General features: G+C 69.5%; 11 protein-coding genes. 7 read left to right on the forward strand and 4 right to left on the reverse strand.

Annotation, left to right across the window (positions count from 1 at the left end):
• Positions 1–9 precede the first annotated feature (9 nt).
• A complete protein-coding gene (locus ACIHFB_RS19590) occupies positions 10–1,113 on the forward strand; it encodes a hypothetical protein (RefSeq protein WP_400127455.1) in 1,104 nt (367 codons plus the stop codon).
• Positions 1,114–2,048: 935 nt separating this feature from the next.
• On the opposite strand, the gene acnA is transcribed toward ACIHFB_RS19590, so the two are convergent.
• On the reverse strand, positions 2,049–4,766 hold the full coding sequence (acnA, locus tag ACIHFB_RS19595; RefSeq protein WP_400127456.1) for an aconitate hydratase AcnA: 2,718 nt from the start codon (positions 4,764–4,766) through the stop codon (positions 2,049–2,051).
• Between the two features lie 260 nt (positions 4,767–5,026).
• On the opposite strand from acnA, the gene ACIHFB_RS19600 reads away from it, so the two are divergent.
• Positions 5,027–5,227 carry a DUF4236 domain-containing protein gene (locus ACIHFB_RS19600; protein WP_365275017.1) on the forward strand — a complete coding sequence of 67 codons (201 nt, stop codon included), beginning with the start codon at positions 5,027–5,029 and terminating at the stop codon, positions 5,225–5,227.
• Between the two features lie 64 nt (positions 5,228–5,291).
• Positions 5,292–6,821 carry a UDP-N-acetylglucosamine 1-carboxyvinyltransferase gene (locus ACIHFB_RS19605; protein ID WP_365275020.1) on the forward strand — a complete coding sequence of 510 codons (1,530 nt, stop codon included), beginning with the start codon at positions 5,292–5,294 and terminating at the stop codon, positions 6,819–6,821.
• A 71-nt stretch (positions 6,822–6,892) separates the two neighbouring features.
• On the opposite strand, the gene ACIHFB_RS19610 is transcribed toward ACIHFB_RS19605, so the two are convergent.
• From ACIHFB_RS19610 to ACIHFB_RS19620, 3 genes are read right to left on the reverse strand one after another with little or no spacing between them, the layout of a single operon-like run.
• Entirely contained in the window at positions 6,893–7,807 is a 915-nt protein-coding gene (locus ACIHFB_RS19610; RefSeq protein ID WP_400127457.1) for an ROK family protein, read from the reverse strand.
• 45 nt (positions 7,808–7,852) lie between these two features.
• Positions 7,853–8,875, reverse strand: a complete 1,023-nt coding sequence (locus tag ACIHFB_RS19615; RefSeq protein WP_365275026.1) for a LacI family DNA-binding transcriptional regulator — start codon at positions 8,873–8,875, stop codon at positions 7,853–7,855.
• A complete protein-coding gene (locus ACIHFB_RS19620) occupies positions 8,872–10,611 on the reverse strand; it encodes a class I mannose-6-phosphate isomerase (protein ID WP_400127458.1) in 1,740 nt (579 codons plus the stop codon). Before ACIHFB_RS19620 ends, ACIHFB_RS19615 begins: the two co-directional genes overlap by 4 nt.
• A 145-nt stretch (positions 10,612–10,756) precedes the next feature.
• Here ACIHFB_RS19620 and ACIHFB_RS19625 point away from each other — a divergent pair, with 145 nt between their 5' ends.
• The 4 genes from ACIHFB_RS19625 to ACIHFB_RS19640 are packed head-to-tail and all read left to right on the forward strand — an operon-like array spanning position 10,757 to position 16,959.
• A complete protein-coding gene (locus ACIHFB_RS19625) occupies positions 10,757–11,989 on the forward strand; it encodes an ABC transporter substrate-binding protein (RefSeq protein WP_400127459.1) in 1,233 nt (410 codons plus the stop codon).
• The gene (locus ACIHFB_RS19630; protein ID WP_400127460.1) at positions 11,977–12,930 is read left to right on the forward strand and encodes a carbohydrate ABC transporter permease; all 954 of its coding nucleotides are present in this window, start codon (positions 11,977–11,979) and stop codon (positions 12,928–12,930) included. The genes ACIHFB_RS19625 and ACIHFB_RS19630 overlap by 13 nt, the downstream gene beginning before the upstream one ends.
• Positions 12,927–13,739, forward strand: coding sequence for a carbohydrate ABC transporter permease (locus ACIHFB_RS19635; RefSeq protein ID WP_400127461.1), 813 nt, complete (start codon positions 12,927–12,929; stop codon positions 13,737–13,739). Before ACIHFB_RS19630 ends, ACIHFB_RS19635 begins: the two co-directional genes overlap by 4 nt.
• 31 nt (positions 13,740–13,770) lie before the next feature.
• Positions 13,771–16,959 (forward strand): alpha-mannosidase, encoded by a 3,189-nt coding sequence (locus ACIHFB_RS19640; RefSeq protein WP_400127462.1) that lies wholly within the window; start codon positions 13,771–13,773, stop codon positions 16,957–16,959.
• Positions 16,960–17,023: the final 64 nt, after the last annotated feature.

Genomic DNA, 17,023 nt, shown 5'->3' on the forward strand with positions numbered 1-17,023 from the left:
GCAAGGACAATGATGAAGACGAAGCTGAGGTTTGCCCTTGCGGGCGCGGCACTTGTCGCTGCCGCGGCCACCGGGACGGCGTTGGCCGCGAGCAGTTCCGATTCCTCTGCCGGATCCGGATCCGGATCCGAGCAGGCCCAGACACAGACCCAGACACAGACCCAGACACAGCAGAGCAAGCAGAAGACGCCCGACGTCATCAAGGCCGATGGCGCGAACGTGTTCCCGCACTCCCTGGACTACGACCCGCAGTCGAAGACGTTCTTCGCCACCTCGCTGAAGCAAGGCAAGGTCTTCGCCTTCGGTCGGGACGGAAGGGTGCGCACCCACATCGACGACCCGGCACTGGTGTCGGCGCAGGCCGTCAACATCGACCGCGAGCGGGACCGCATCCTGGTCAGCAATACGGACTACGGCATTGCCGACCGTTCCCACAAGGACAACCCCTTCAAGGTCGCCGGTGTGGGCAGCTACGACCTCGCCAGCGGGAAGCAGCACTGGTGCGTCGATCTGACCGCGGTCGCCAACGACGGCAAGAAGCACCTGATCTCCGACGTCGCGGTGGCGCCCGACGGCACCACGTACGCCGTCGACGAGCTGACCGCGACGGTGTTCAGCGTCGACAGAAACGGCCGCGGCTCGATCTTCCTTCAGAACGACCTGCTCCAGGGCAAGCTCGACATTCCCGACTTCCTTGACGATGTCGGTATGACAGCGGTCGAGTGGGTGGAGGGAAACCAGCTGATCATCTCCATGGCCGACGGCTCCCTGGTACGGGTGCCCGTCGACAACCCCGAAAAGGCGCAGAAGGTGAAGCTCTCCACCTCGCTGGCCTCCCCTCCGGCCGGCATGGAGCTCCTTAAGGACGGCTCCATCAGTGTGGTCAGCAGCGGTCTGCTGACCGGCAAGCCCGCCACGATCCAGCATGTGAAGCCCCGCGACGGCTGGAAGGAAGCCGCGGTGAGCGTCACCGACTCGGTCAACGACCCCATCACCAGCGACGTCACCGTGGGACCGGACGGGACGACGTACGCGCTCAGCGGTGGGCTGGCCCAGTTCCTCGCAGGCAAGCCCAACGACGGATTCACCCTGACCCCCGTCAAGACCGATTGAGCCGGAGGCCGTTCCCCGGGCGACCTGCGGGCACCGCTCCCGCGACCTGTCCCGGAGCCGGCAGTGTGCGGTGGCCCGCCCCTGAGAGGGGCGGGCCACCGCACGCTGCTTGGTGCGAAACGGAGCACAAGGTGGTCGGCGTGTTCCTCCCGCACGTCCACATGCGCAGGAGGAGTGGGTGTGTCCTTCTGCGAGGTGGCTCAGCACCTCGCATTCGCGCGTACTCAGCAGGTCGAGTACGTCGCTGGAGGGCAAGGGCGCGTCCAGTCCGGGTCCATCGGATACACGGGGCCGTCCCATATCAGTGCCTGATCGACGAGACCGGGCGCTGTCGTGTCCTGGCGTCCGTCCGCGTACTCCACACCGCGGGTCTCGTGCAGGGCGTCGGCGACTTCGATGAGGTAGTCGGCGAACAGCCCGTACAGGCCGCTGCGGTCGGTCGCGGCGAAGGCCAGGTACCGCGTCGCGGGGTCGGCGGGCCGACCGATGGTGTGGGGCCCTCGTCCCAGGTCGGCAGGTGCTGCACCGGGGGGTCGCGTGCTTCATCGGCAACAGCCAGGCCGTCCCCTGTCCTTGCGGGGGGGGGAGCCCGGTCTCGGGTTCGGGTGTCCAGCCGAAGTCCGCGGGGTGACCGGTGCTGTTGCGGAGGCGGTGGAAGGCCTTGAGGCCCGGTGGGACGGTGAGGTCGAGTTCCTGCTCGACCTCATGGATGTCGGCCTCCGGGGCGGGCGGAGGAAGCAAACGACAGGAACGTGGAGCGTGCTCCCTCAGCCACGCCCCGATCCTTGCCCAGGCGCCCGCAACGGCCCGCTCCTGCTGCTGAGTCCGGGAACAGATCGCGTTCGATCACGGTCGCAGGCGCGTCTTCCGCCCCGTCGAGCCCGAGTGCCCCGCTCCCCGCGAGATGCAGGGGCAGGGCACTCGTTCACGTCAGGTCAAGAAGCGACAAGTTGGCGCAGCACGTACTGCATGATGCCGCCGTTGCGGTAGTAGTCGGCCTCACCGGGGGTGTCGATGCGGACGACCGCGTCGAACTCGACGCCCGTGTCGGTGGTGACCTTGACCGTGCGCGGCGTGGTGCCGTTGTTGAGCTCCTCGACGCCGGTGAAGGAGAAGGTCTCCTCGCCGGTCAGGCCGAGGGACTCGGCCGAGGCACCCCCCGGGAACTGGAGCGGGAGCACGCCCATGCCGATGAGGTTCGAGCGGTGGATGCGCTCGTACGACTCGGCGATGACGGCCTTGACGCCGAGGAGCGCGGTGCCCTTGGCGGCCCAGTCACGGGACGAGCCGGAGCCGTACTCCTTGCCCGCCAGGATGACCAGCGGGATGCCGGCGGCCTGGTAGTTCTGCGAGGCGTCGTAGATGAAGGAGACCGGCGCGCCCTCGACGGTGAAGTCGCGGGTGTAACCGCCTTCCGTCCCCGGCGCGATCTGGTTGCGCAGACGGATGTTGGCGAACGTGCCGCGGATCATGACCTCGTGGTTGCCGCGGCGGGAACCGTAGGAGTTGAAGTCGCGGCGCTCGACGCCGTGCCCGGTGAGGTACTTGCCGGCCGGGGTGTCGGCCTTGATGGCACCGGCCGGGGAGATGTGGTCGGTGGTGACCGAGTCGCCCAGCTTCGCCAGCACGCGCGCGCCGGCGATGTCGGAGACGGGGGTGGTCTCCATCGTCATGCCCTCGAAGTACGGGGGCTTGCGGACGTAGGTGGACTGCGGGTCCCACTCGAAGGTGTTGCCGGTCGGGATCGGCAGCGCCTGCCACTGGGCGTCGCCCGCGAAGACGTCCTGGTAGGACTTGTTGAACATGTCCTCGCCGATGGCGTTCGCCACGACGTCGTTGACCTCGGCCTCGGAGGGCCAGATGTCCTTGAGGAAGACCGGGTTGCCCTCGGTGTCGATGCCGATGGCGTCCTTGGTGATGTCCACCTTCATGGAACCCGCGAGGGCGTACGCGACGACCAGCGGCGGGGAGGCCAGGTAGTTCATCTTGACGTCGGGGTTGATCCGGCCCTCGAAGTTCCGGTTGCCGGAGAGGACCGAGGTGACCGCGAGGTCGTGGTCGTTGACGGCCTTGGAGACCTCCTCCGGCAGCGGGCCGGAGTTGCCGATGCAGGTGGTGCAGCCGTAGCCGACGAGGTTGAAGCCGACCTTGTCCAGGTACGGCGTCAGGCCCGCCTTGTCGAAGTAATCGGTTACGACCTTCGACCCCGGGGCGAGGGTGGTCTTGACCCACGGCTTGCGGGTCAGGCCCTTCTCCACGGCCTTCTTCGCGACGAGCGCGGCGGCGACCATGACGTACGGGTTGGAGGTGTTGGTGCAGGAGGTGATGGCGGCGACCGTCACCGCACCGTGATCGATCTCGTACGTCGAACCGTCGGGGGCCGTGACCTGGACCGGGTTGGACGGGGCGCCGTTCGGGGCGACGGCCGGGGCGTCGGAAGCCGGGAAGGACTCCTGGCCCGCCTCGTCCACGCTGTCGACGTAGTTGCGTACGTCGACCTTGAACTGCTCGGCGGCGTTCGCGAGGACGATGCGGTCCTGCGGGCGCTTCGGGCCGGCGATCGACGGGACGACGGTGGAGAGGTCCAGCTCGAGCCTCTCGGAGAAGTCCGGCTCGGCCTTCGGGTCCAGCCAGAGGCCCTGCTCCTTGGCGTACGCCTCCACGAGGGCGAGCTGCTGCTCGTCGCGGCCCGTCAGCTTCAGGTACTTGATGGTCTCGTCGTCGATCGGGAAGATCGCGGCGGTGGAGCCGAACTCCGGCGACATGTTGCCGATGGTGGCGCGGTTCGCGAGGGAGGTGGCGGCGACGCCCTCGCCGTAGAACTCGACGAACTTGCCGACCACGCCGTGCTTGCGGAGCATCTCGGTGATGGTCAGCACGAGGTCGGTGGCGGTGGTGCCGGGGGTGAGCTCACCGGTGAGCTTGAAGCCCACGACACGCGGGATCAGCATCGAAACCGGTTGCCCGAGCATCGCGGCCTCGGCCTCGATACCGCCGACGCCCCAGCCGAGGACGCCGAGGCCGTTGACCATGGTGGTGTGGGAGTCGGTGCCGACGAGGGTGTCGGGGTAGGCCTGGCCGCCTCGCACCATGACGGTCCGGGCGAGGTGCTCGATGTTGACCTGGTGGACGATGCCGGTGCCCGGCGGGACGACCTTGAAGTCGTCGAAGGCGGTCTGGCCCCAGCGCAGGAACTGGTAGCGCTCCTTGTTGCGGCCGTACTCCAGCTCGACGTTCTGCGCGAAGGCTTCGTTGGTGCCGAACTTGTCGGCGATGACGGAGTGGTCGATGACCAGCTCGGCCGGGGAGAGCGGGTTGACCTTCGCGGGGTCGCCGCCGAGCTCCTTCACGGCCTCACGCATGGTGGCGAGGTCGACGACACAGGGCACGCCGGTGAAGTCCTGCATGATCACACGGGCGGGGGTGAACTGGATCTCCTGGCTGGGCTGGGCCTGCGAGTCCCAGCCGCCGAGGGCCCGGATGTGGTCGGCGGTGATGTTCGCGCCGTCCTCGGTCCGGAGCAGGTTCTCCAGCAGCACCTTCAGGCTGTACGGAAGGCGAGCCGAGCCTTCCACCTTGTCCAGCCGGAAGATCTCGTACGACTCGTCGCCCACCTGCAGCGTGCTGCGGGCGTCGAAGCTGTTCGCCGACACGACAGTCTCCTTCTTTGATGTGCGCGTTCCCACCGCATCCTGCCGCCACGACGTCTTGGCCTATCCGCTAAGGTCAGGCTAAGTTAGGTAACCCTTACTGCCAGACCGGTGATGGCGAGCGGTTGCGGTACGCCTCCGTAGATATCTCGATGTCGAGATAACTCTAGTACATGGGGGCCGGATGGTCATGCCCGGCCCACGGCGATCTGCCATGCCCGCACACCTTCCGGGTATCCGGTACGGAAGGAAGGGAGGCACCCATGCCCCTGACGTTCCGCAAGAGCTTCCGGATCCTTCCGGGAGTGCGCCTGAACATCAATCGGCGCTCATGGTCCATCACCACGGGCGGCGGCAAGCACGGGCCGCGGCATACGCACAGCAGCACCGGACGTCGTACGACATCGGTTGATTTGCCCGGACCTTTCGGATGGCGTCGCACCCGTAACACCAAGCGGCGTTGACGACCCGTCACCCGAATGGCCCCCTTAAGAGGCGCCATCTCATATCTGAGATAGCCTCAACCCCATGGCAGACGACTACCTCGTACGCATCGGCAAGCTCATCCGTGACGCCCGGCAGCACCGGGGCTGGACACAGTCGCAACTCGCCGAGGCACTCGGCACCAGTCAGAGTGCGGTGAACCGCATCGAACGCGGCAACCAGAACATCAGCCTTGAGATGATTGCCCGGATCGGTGAAGCGCTCGACAGCGAAATCGTGTCTCTGGGTTACGCGGGGCCGATGCACCTGCGTGTGGTCGGTGGTCGTCGGCTGTCCGGCTCCATCGACGTGAAGACCAGCAAGAACGCGTGCGTGGCCCTGCTGTGCGCCTCGCTGCTCAACAAGGGGCGCACAGTGCTGCGTCGGGTGGCGCGCATCGAGGAGGTGTACCGCCTGCTGGAGGTGCTGGGCTCGATCGGGGTCCGCACCCGCTGGATCAACGACGGGGTCGACCTGGAGATCGTGCCGCCGGCCGAGCTCGATCTGGAGGCCATCGACGCCGAGGCCGCCCGCCGCACCCGGTCCATCATCATGTTCCTCGGTCCGCTGCTGCACCGTATGGACGCCTTCAAGCTGCCGTACGCAGGCGGTTGCGACCTGGGGACCCGGACCATCGAGCCGCACATGATCGCCCTGCGGCGCTTCGGGCTCGACATCGCCGCCACCGAGGGGCTGTACCACGCCCAGGTGGACCGCTCCGTCTCCCCCGAGCGGCCGATCGTACTGACCGAACGCGGCGACACGGTTACCGAAAACGCGCTGCTGGCCGCCGCGCGGCATGACGGCGTAACCGTTATCCGCAACGCGTCCTCCAACTACATGGTCCAGGACCTCTGTTTCTTCCTGGAGGCGCTCGGCGTCAAGGTCGAGGGCATCGGCACCACCACGCTCACCGTGCACGGCATGCCGACCATCGACGTCGATGTGGACTACTCGCCCTCCGAGGACCCGGTCGAGGCGATGAGCCTGCTGGCCGCGGCCGTGGTGACGGAGTCGGAACTGACGGTGCGCCGCGTGCCCATCGAGTTCCTGGAGATCGAGCTCGCGGTGCTGGAGGAGATGGGGCTCGACCATGACCGGAGCCCCGAGTACGTAGCTGACAACGGCCGTACGCGGCTGGTGGACCTCACCGTACGGCCCTCCAAGCTGGAGGCGCCGATCGACAAGATCCACCCGATGCCGTTCCCGGGCCTGAACATCGACAACGTCCCGTTCTTCGCGGCCATCGCGGCCGTCGCGCAGGGCCAGACCCTCATCCACGACTGGGTCTACGACAACCGGGCGATCTACCTCACCGACCTCAACCGCCTCGGCGGGCGCCTCCAACTCCTCGACCCGCACCGGGTGTTGGTCGAGGGTCCGACCCGCTGGCGGGCCGCCGAGATGATGTGCCCGCCGGCCCTGCGTCCCGCCGTGGTCGTCCTGCTGGCGATGATGGCGGCGGAGGGCACGTCCGTGCTGCGGAACGTCTATGTCATCAACCGCGGTTACGAGGACCTCGCCGAGCGTCTCAACACGATCGGCGCGCAGATCGAGATCTTCCGGGACATCTGAGAAACCCGGGATCTCAGAGAAACTCCGGGACATCCGAGAAACTCCGGAACATCTGAGTAACCGGATACGGGCTACGCTCCGCGCGCCGCGAACACCGCCGCACCCAGCAGGGCCTTGTCCTCCCCGTCCTCGTGCACCGACAGGGCGAGTCGTCGGAGGCGCGGGTCGTGCTGGGTGAGGCCGGCGACGAGGGGTGGGCCTATCAACGGCCATGCGGCCGTGATGGAGCCGCCGAAGGCCACCGTGTCGGCCTCGAAGGCGGTCAGCCAGGGGGCGAGGGCGCCGCCGAGGGCGCGCAGGGCCGAGGTGATGATGTCCCGGGCGACGGCGTCGGTGGCGGCGAGGGACGTCAACTCCCGTAGTCCGTCGACGGGGCGGCCGGTGCGGTTCGTGTACCGGGCGGTCATCGCCCGGGTGGAGACCGTGTCCTCCAGCGGGCGGCCGTCGACGGTGAGCAGGTCGACGCGGCCCTCGGGCGGCACGCGTGGGTCGTCCTCGACGACCGTCCCCCGGTCCAGGAACGCGGAGCCGACCCCCGTACCGAGCGTGACCGCGACGAGGCGTCGGCTCCCGGTGCGGTCCGTGTGCCAGGCACCGAGGGCGAAGGCGGAGGCGTCGTTGAGGAACCGCAGCCGGTCCGGGCGGCGGCTCAGAAGGGGCGTCAGGAGCCCGCCGACGGCAAGGCCGTCCAGCGAGGCGAACTTGCCGACGCCCTGGTAGCGGGCGATGCCGCGCGCGTAGTCGAACGGCCCCGGTACCGCGATGCCCCAGGTGGTGCCGACCGCCCGTGCGCCGAGGGCCGTCGCCGAGAGCACGCCGTTCGCGGTCTCGGCGAGCGCGGCGAGGAAGTCCTCGGAGCCGATGCCGGACGTCAGCGGCAGGCGGCGCCTGGTGCCGTCGGCGATCCGGGCGCGCTCCAGGTCGACGGCCGCCGCGGTGACATGGGAGCCACCCACTTCGAGGACCGGCACGACGGGCAGCGGCACAGGGCGTCGGGAATCCGTCGTCGGCGACATCGACGTCATCGGCGCCTACCGCGGTGCCGGGTAGTCGACGAGCGTGGTCGCGATGGTCACGCGCCGAGGCGGCTGCGGGACGGTACTCGCCTGGCGCTCGAACAGCAGCGTCGCCGCGGCCCGCCCGATCTCGGCCGGGTCATAGGAGACGACGGTGAGCGGCAGATGCAGCATGTCGGCGAGCTCGATGTCGTCGAAACCGGCGAGGGCGACCGGCGCCTCGTCCTGCGCACGGTCCTGTAGGGCACGCAGCGCACCGATCGTGTTCCGGTTGTTGGCGGTCAGCAGGGCGGTCGGCGGGTCCGGCAGGGCGAGCATGGTGCGCGCCGCCTTCTCCGCGAGCACCCGGTCGCCCCGGTGCCGGCTGATGTACCGCTCGTCGAGCGCGATGCCCGCCTCCTCCAACGCCACCGCGTAGCCCCGGAAACGCTCGGAACCGGTCCACAGCGACGGCGGCAGACCGAGGAAGCCGATGCGCCGGTGACCGCGGGCGACGAGCCGGCGGCACGCCTCCCGGCTGCCCCCGAAGTCGTCGACGAGGACGCAGTCGACGTCGACGCCCATGGGCGGGCTGGCCGCGAGGACCACCGGGAGGTCGCGCAGTCCTTCGCCGGCGAGGTGGCTGTGGTCGTGGCCGGCCGGGACGACGACCAGGCCGTCCACGCCGCGGTCCACCAGGTCGGCCACCACCTCCCGTTCGGCGGCCGGGTCCTCCCCGGTGCTGCCGAGCACGACCCGTGCGCCGTAGCCGACGCAGCTCTGTTCGAGGCCGACGGCGAGCTGGGAGTAGAACGGGTTCGCCAGGTTGGTCACGACCAGGCCGATGAGTTCGTTCGGACTGCCCGAACGCAGGCCTCGGGCACGCTTGTTGGGGCGGTAGCCGAGGGCCGCCACCTCGGCGAGCACCCGCTGCCGGGTGGCCTCGCCGATGCCGGGCCGGCCGCTCAGCGCGCGGGAGACCGTCATCGGGCTGACGCCGAGCCGTGCGGCCACGTCCCTCATGGTGAGGGCCTGTTCGGCATCCGAATGTGCGCTCATACCACCTGTGCCTTCACCAGACGTACCGGCTCCGGCCCTGGATTGTGCACCCGGTAGGCGGTGACCGACGCCGGGATTGCGAGAGTCTCGGCATAGTTTACGGAGTGCCGGTGCCCGGCGTCGGTGGTGACGACCGCGCCCTGTCCGTCGACGACGGTCAGCACGTGGAAGCGGCCGTCGGTCCGCTGCTCGGCGGCGCGGTCCGGCTCGACGGCGATCCGGTGCACCTGGAAGAACATCGCGGGCAGCGCGCCGATCACCTCCTCGTGCCAGCCGTCGCCTGCGTGCAACTGCCGTGGCTGCTGGACGAGTTCGCGGGCGACCGCGGCACCCGACCGGGCCGGGTCGAGGTTGCGGAAGGCGTGCTCCACATGCACGGCACGCTGCCGGTCCGCCGCGTCCCGCCGCAGCCAGTCGTAGAACCGCAGGGAGTACAGGTAGGGGGTGGCGCTCACTTCCAGGACGACATTGCCCTCGCCGCTGCCGTGCGGCGTACCGGCCGGGACCAGGTACAACTGCCCGGCCTCGGCGGGAAACACCTGCACGTACCGCTCTATGTCGAACGGCGTGCCGTGCGCGTCGGCGGCGTGCGCGCTCTGCTGGAACGCCTCGACGTCGGCGCCCTCGCGCAGTCCGAGGAAGACCTTGCTGTCCTCGCCGGCGCGCATGAGGTAGTAGCTCTCGTGCTGGGTGTACGGCCAGCCGAAGACACCGCTCATGTCGTCGGGCCTGGGATGGCAGTGGACGGACAGGTTGCCGCCGCCGACGGTGTCGAGGTAGTCGAAGCGGACCGGGAACGATGTGCCGAACATGTCGTACACGGCCGGGCCGAGCACGTCCATCGGGGAGAGCGCGACGACGAGTTGGAACGGCACCTCCACACACCGGGAGGCGTCTTCGCCGAGCAGGACCCCGCTCTCCGGCGCGATCAGTTCGTAGCCGAGAGCCGTGTTCTCCGCGTCCGGGTTGTGGCCGAGCGTCTCCTGTCCCCAGTGCCCGCCCCACGGCGTCGAGTTGAAGGTCGGTCGGGTACGGAAGGGGCGGGTGGCGAGCGACCGGCAGGTCTCGCGCAGCGCGAGTCCACGGATCGAGGTCGGATTTACGGTATCGGTAACGTCGATCCATCGGTCGATCCGCCCCGCCATGTGGTCGCGATGGCGGTCGAGCAGCGGCCAGTCGATGTAGAACAGCCGCCGCAGGGTCGGCGGCTCGTCCTCGGGCGCCGCGAGGTTGCGGCCCCGGCCGTGCTTGACCGCCGCCTCCGCGTGACGCTTCGGCAGGTCGACCCACCACAGGACGTCGGCGTCCCCGAGCGCGGCGCCGGGCCCGAGCAGGACGCGCAGCACACCGTCCTCGTCCGGGCCGGCGAGCGCCGCCAGGGCCGACGGGTCCATCAGGTCGAGGAGGTCGCCGCTCGCGAGTCGCGCGAAGTCGGGGTCGTCGCGCAGCTCGTCGGAGTCCGTGAGCCGCCGCACGGTCTCCCAGTCGCGCGCCGCCGTCCGGACGTCCGCGATCTCCACCCGGGTACGCCCGTCGTCGAACGCCGCGTGCAGTCCGGCGGCGACGGCGGCCCAGTCCAGCACCGCGGGGCCGTCCACGGCGAGCACCCGCGTGCCCGCGGGAAGCGTCCCGGCCGCCTCGGCCCAGCCGACGGCGACCGTGTCGGCGAGGACCGGGTAGCAGGGCGTCGGTTCGTAGTTCAGCACTTCCGCCTTGACCAGCGAGCTGTCGACCATGTCACCAATCCCCTGAGATACGTTAACGCGACCACTTCTCAAACCACCTGTGTGCCGCTACGTTACCGATAACTTACCAAGGTAGGTGATCGAAGTGCCACACGGAATGAGCCGACGCACGGTGTTGGCCTCTTCTTTCACAGGCATGGCAGGCCTTGCGCTCAGCGCATGCGCACGCGGTTCGATGAGTCGGCCCGCACCCGCCGACGTGGTCTCCCTGTTCAACGACAACCCCAGCTGGTCGCCGGGTTTCCAGGCGGCGGGCCGCCGGCTGCGGCCGCTGTCCGGCTTCCGGCTCGCGCCGCGGGCGGTGCCCAATGTCAGCAACTACCAGCAGATCGTGCGCATGTCGGCGCGGACCGACTCCACGACCGATCTCATCAAGTGGTGGAACGGGTACCGACTGCGCGACATCGCCCGCTCCGGGATCGTCGCCGACGTCACCGACGCCTGGGACGAGGCGGCACGGCGCGGCTGGAGCGACGACACCGCGTTGCGCGCGACCTTCACCCACGAGGGAAGGCAGTACGGCGTCCCGCTCTACAAGTCGTACTTCGTGGTCTTCTACAGCCGGCCCGCCTTCGAGCGGCTCGGGGTGGACGTGCCGACGACGTGGCAGCAGTTCCTCGACGTGGTGGACGCCGCCCATGCCAAGGGCATCACGCCGATCTCCGCCGGCGGCGCGTCCAGCTGGGAGTCGTTGATCTGGTTCCAGCAGCTGGTGAACGGGCTCGACCACCGCTTCTACCAGGACCTCACGGCGGGCCGGGCGTCGTACACCGACGATGTCTGCCGACGCGCGATGGCCCTGTGGAGCGACCTGTACCGGCGGGGTGCCTTCTCCGCGCCCGACGCGTCGACCACGGACCTGCCGGCCCGGTTCGCGCGGGGCACCACCGCCATGTGCCTCTACGGCACCTGGAACACCGGGGCGTTCCTCGACAACGGGGTCGAGGCCGCCGACCTCGGCGCCTTCCTGCTGCCTCCGCCGCCCGACGGCGCACGTTCGGTGATCGTCGAGAGCGGCGTACTGGCGGTGTCGGCGCAGGCCCACAAGCTCGACGCCGCCCACGCCGTGGCACGCGCCTGGTTCAACCCGTCCGTCCAGACGGCGTGGGCGGGATTCCTGCGGGACACCTCCGCCGACCCCGGCGTCGTCCCGAACGTGGGCACGGTGCGGCAGGTCGCCGCCCAGGTGCGACGGGACCGGCCGACACAGGCCATCCGCTACTGGGAGGCATCGCCCCCCGTACTGATCGAAGGGAACGTCCAGGATCTGAGCGCCTTCATGATCGACCCCACCTCCTCCCAGGCGACGAAGACGCTTTCGAACATGCAGCATCGAGCCGACAAGGAGTGGAAGGTGTGGACGTCCTGACCCCTGCCGACGCGGCAGCCAGCCGAACGGGGCCGCGCCGGCCCCGTCCCCCCGGACCCGACCCGCGCTCCGAGCGCCGTCGCGCCGCCTGGGTGGGCGCGTTCCTGACGCCCGCCGGGGCGCTGATATTCGTGCTCCTGCTCGTGCCCTTCCTGAGTACCGCATGGCGCAGCCTCTTCGACGACAACGGCGTCACCGCCCGCTTCGTCGGCCTGTCCAACTACGTCGCCCTGTTCACCGACCCCGACTTCGGCCGGTCACTGCTGAACACCGTGCTGTGGGTGGTGGGCACGCTGGTCCTTCCGGTGCTGCTGGGCCTGCTTCTCGCGGTGCTGACCCACTCGGTGCGCTGGGGCGCGATGGCCCGCACCGCCGTGGTCATCCCGTACGCGCTCTCCGGTTCGGCGACGGCGCTGCTGTGGACGTTCCTGCTGAGGACCGACGGGGCGGTCAACCAGACGCTGAACGCGGTGGGGCTGGGCGGCTGGCAGCAGGAGTGGCTGCTGCACTGGCCGATGAACACCCTTGTCATGATCGTGGCGACGACCTGGCAGGGGACCGGAGCCGCGTTGATCCTGTTCCTGATCGGGCTCCAGACCATCCCCTCGGAAACCATCGAGGCCGCCCGGCTCGACGGCGCGCGGGGCCTGCAGCTGTTCCTGCGCATCATCCTGCCGCAGCTGCGGCCGATGACCGTCGTGGTGGTGGGCATGTCCATCGTCAACAGCCTCAAGACCTTCGACATCGTGTGGCTGCTCACCCAGGGCGGCCCGGGAACGGCCTCCGAGACGCTCGCGCTGACGATGTACCGGCAGACCTTCACTCTCAACCGGTACGGCTACGGCGCGGCCGTCTCCGTCGTGCTGACGGTCGTCGTCATCGCCGCCTCCTGGCTCTACCTGCGGCGTCAGGTGCGGCAGCGGACGGGGGAGGCGGTATGACCGGCAAAACGGCGCGCGGCGTCCTGGTCGCCCTGATCTCCGTGCTGTGGCTGGTGCCGACCTGGCTGGTCGTCGTCAACGCCTTCACCCCGGCCGAGGAGTACACCGGATCCCCGCAGTGGTGGTTCACCTACCCCGGGTTGCTCTCGAACATCCGCGCCGCGTTCGACAGCGCCGAGGTCGGACAGGGACTGCTCAACACCCTGATCTACGCGGTGGTCGGCGGCGTGGTGGCCGTGCTGATCTCGGCACTCGCCGCGTTCGCCGTCACCGTGATGCCGGTGCGGCGGCCCGGGCTCTGGTTCTGGTTCATCTTCGTCGGCACCGTGCTGCCCCTCCAGACGTTCCTGTCCCCGCTGTTCACCGGGTACGCCACCACCGACCTCTACGACACCCAGTACGGCATGGTGCTGATCTACGTGGCGCTGACGATCCCCTTCGCGTTCTTCGTCAACCGCAACTTCATGATCACCGTGCCGAAGGAGATCTCCGAGTCGGCCCAACTCGACGGCGTGAACTGGCTGTCGATGTTCCTGCGGATCCATCTGCCCCTGGCCAGAAACGCGCTGCTGGCCGCGTTCATCTTCCAGTTCACCTGGATCTGGAACGACCTGCTGTTCGGCATCACCCTGTCGCTCAGCCCCAACGTGCGGCCGGTGACGGCCACACTGGCCGACCTCAGCGGCAACTACGGCACGGTGGGGCCGCCCGTCGTGCTGGCCGGCGCGCTGGTCGCCTCGGTGCCGACCGTCGTCCTCTTCTTCGTGTTCCAGCGCTTCTTCGTCAACAGCCTGCGGCTCACGGCCTGAGCCCCGAACCACCCTGAAAGAGAACTGACACATGACGACTCGCGCCCTCGTACGCGATCACCGCTGGTCCACCGACAAGGCCCGGACGAGCATGATCGGACTCGCCGTCGCCGCCACCGCGCGGGCCGGCAGCACGGAACTGCGGGCCCTGCCGGAGCACCTCATTCAGTGCGACGACGCCGGTGCCCGGCGCAGTGTGCGGATCCTCGTCTCCGGCGACGCACCGGACCACGACGAGTGGACCTTCGAGGTGGAGGTCGCCGGCCGTGGCCGGGTGCCCGTGGAGGTGCTGCCCGCGCCCGGCGGGCCACGCCTCATGCTGCCTCTGGAACACGACCGCCGCGACGTGCGCGTCACCGCCCGCAAAGGCGAGGTGTCGGCCGTGCTCGCCTTCGCGCTGGAACCGCCGCGCGACTGGACGATCCATCTGGTCCACCACTCGCACCTGGACATCGGCTACACCGATCCGCAGGGCACGGTTCTCGGCGAACACGTTTCCTTCCTCGACTCCTGCCTCGACCTGACCCGGGTCACCGACGGCTGGCCCGACGACGCCCGGTTCCGGTGGGCCGTGGAGTCGCTGTGGTCGTTCGAGCAGTGGGCCGCCGCCCGGCCGCCGGAGCGGGTCGCGGAGTTCGTCGAGCGCGTCCGCGCCGGCCAGATCGAGCTGACGGCCCTGCCGTACAACCTGCACAGCGACACCTGCTCCACCGACGAACTCCACGAACTGCTCCGGTCGGCACGCCAGGTGCGGGACACGTACGGGATCGAGTTCCGCTCGGCCATGCAGACCGACGTACCCGGCTCGGTCGCCGGGCTGCCGGACGCCCTGTCCCCCCTGGGCGTGCGCTATCTGTCGGTGGCGCACAACTGGGCCGGACGCTCGGTGCCCACCGTCAACGGCGGGGCACGGCTGCCGCGCCTGTTCCGGTGGCGGGCCCCGTCGGGCAAGGAGGTGCTGGTGTGGATGACCGACAGTCCGCACGGCCTGGCCTACATGGAAGGGCCCGTGCTGGGCTTCAACACCTCGTACACCATGGTGGACGACCTGCTGCCCGCCTATCTGACGTCGCTCGCGACCCAGCCCTATCCGTTCCCGCCCGAACTCCTCGGCTCGCCGGCCCCCGCTCCGGGGGAGCGTGAGCCCTACCCGTGGGACGTGCTGCATCTGAGGGTGCAGGGTCACTTCGGGGACAACGCGCCGCCGCGGCTGATCCTCGCGGAGACCGTACGCCGCTGGAACGAGACCTGGCAGAGCCCGAGGCTCCGGCTGTCCACCAACACCGACTTCTTCACCGACGCCGAGGCCCGTCTCGGCGACCGCATTCCGGCCTTCGAGGGCGACTGGGGCGACTGGTGGGTCGAGGGCGTCGGCTCGGGCGCCCGGCCCCAGGCCATGGTGCGGCGCGCCCAGTCCACCGTCACCGACGCCGCCACCCTGTACGGCATCGCCGCCCTGACCTCCCCCGCGGGCCCCACCACCGCCCTGGCCACCGCAGCTCGCGGCGGCGCCGACCAGGTGTACCGGTCGGTGTCCCTGTTCAACGAACACACCTGGGGCGCCGCCGACCCGTGGACCCACGGTGACGCGGGCGGTGAGTCGGGCGAGCAGCAGTGGCACTGGAAGTACGGGTACGCGCTGCGCGGCGAGAACGACGCCGACACCTTCCTCGACCACGCCTCGGCCGCACTGGGCGCCGTACTGCCCACCGCGGCGACCGCCGACGTGACGTACTGGGCCGTCAACACCACGGCCGTCGCGCGCACTTCGGTCGTGTCGGTGTTCCTGCGCGAGAGCCGGATCCCGCTCACGAGCCGGGTGTCCGTGACGGACGGCCGCAAGGGCGTGGAACTGCCGGTGGTCCAGGAGTCGCAGACCAACCCGGTCCACCGGGACGCCGGGCGCTGGCTGCACATCCATGTGCCCGACGTGCCGCCGTTCGGCCTGGTACGGCTGGACGTGACGGCGACCGGCGAGAGCACCGGCGAGGGGGCACCACCGCTTCCGCTCCGTTTGGACCAGGAGGACGAGGACAAGGACCGCGCGGTGCCTCTGCCCACCGCCGACGACCTGATCCTGGAGAACGAGCACCTGCGCGTCCGTGTCGACCTGACCACGGCCTGCGTCGCGAGCCTCGTCGAGAAGGCCACCGGCCGTGAACTCGTCGACCAGGACGCCGTCGTAGGTTTCAACGGCTATGTCTACGACACCTACACCACCGCGGGCGGCTACAACCACCAGGCCAACAAGACCACGGTGAGCGAGGAGTTGGAACTCCTCGGCTCCCGGACCCTGGCCCGCCCCGCCGTGCTCCTCGAACGCGTCGACGACGCCCTCGGACAGCGCCTCACCTACGAGTACGCGGCGGACGGCGTCCGCCAGGCCCGCACCACGCTCAGCCTCGGCCGCGACGACGCCCACCTGGTGATCGACAACCGGTTCGACAAACCCGCCACCATGACGAAGGAGAGCGCGTACCTCGCGTTCCCGTTCGCGCTGTCGCAGCCCACCGTGCACTACGAGATCACCGGCGCGCTGACCGGCACCGGCCTCGCGCATGTGCCCGGCGCGCCCCAACACATGCGTGCCATCAGGTCGTTCGTGTCCCTGACCGACGACAGCGGCCCCGTCGCCTGGATCACCAGGGACGCGCCACTGGTCCAGCCGGAGACCGTCGCCCTGCCCTACGCGCCGTTCCCCGACTCGATGGCGCCGCGACAGCCCGGGACGGTCTACTCCTGGGTGCACAACAACCTGTGGGACACCAACTTCCCGTCCCAGCAGGCGTTCCACACCACTTTCCGGTACGCGGTCGGCGTCCGCCGGAGCGGCGAGAACATCGACGCCGAGGCCCTGGCACTGCGCACCGCCTACGAGGTCGACCACCCGCTGATCGGCGTACCGGCCCACGGCGCGCCCGACGCGGACCGGCCGGCCGAACTCGCGCTGCTCTCCGTGGACGACGCGCGCGTCGCGATCCGCGACGTGGCCCCGGTCCCGGGTGACGACGGCGTCGACCTGCTGATCAGGCTCCAGTCCTTCGCCGAGGATCCCGGGACGGTCCGGCTCAGGTGCGGCTTCCCTGTCGCGGCCGCGGAGCGCTCAACCTATCTCGGCGACCCCGACGGCCCCACCACGCGCGACGGCGACGACATCCTCGTGGAGATCCCCCGTCTGGGCACCACCGCGGTACGCGTACGCCTCGGCACCGCGGGGTAGGTCACGGGGCCGGCCGGCCTCTACCGCGACATCTGAGTCACCGATGCCGTCGCACCCTTCCTGA

This window comes from Streptomyces sp. NPDC051963, from assembly GCF_044593495.1.
Lineage (GTDB): Bacteria > Actinomycetota > Actinomycetes > Streptomycetales > Streptomycetaceae > Streptomyces.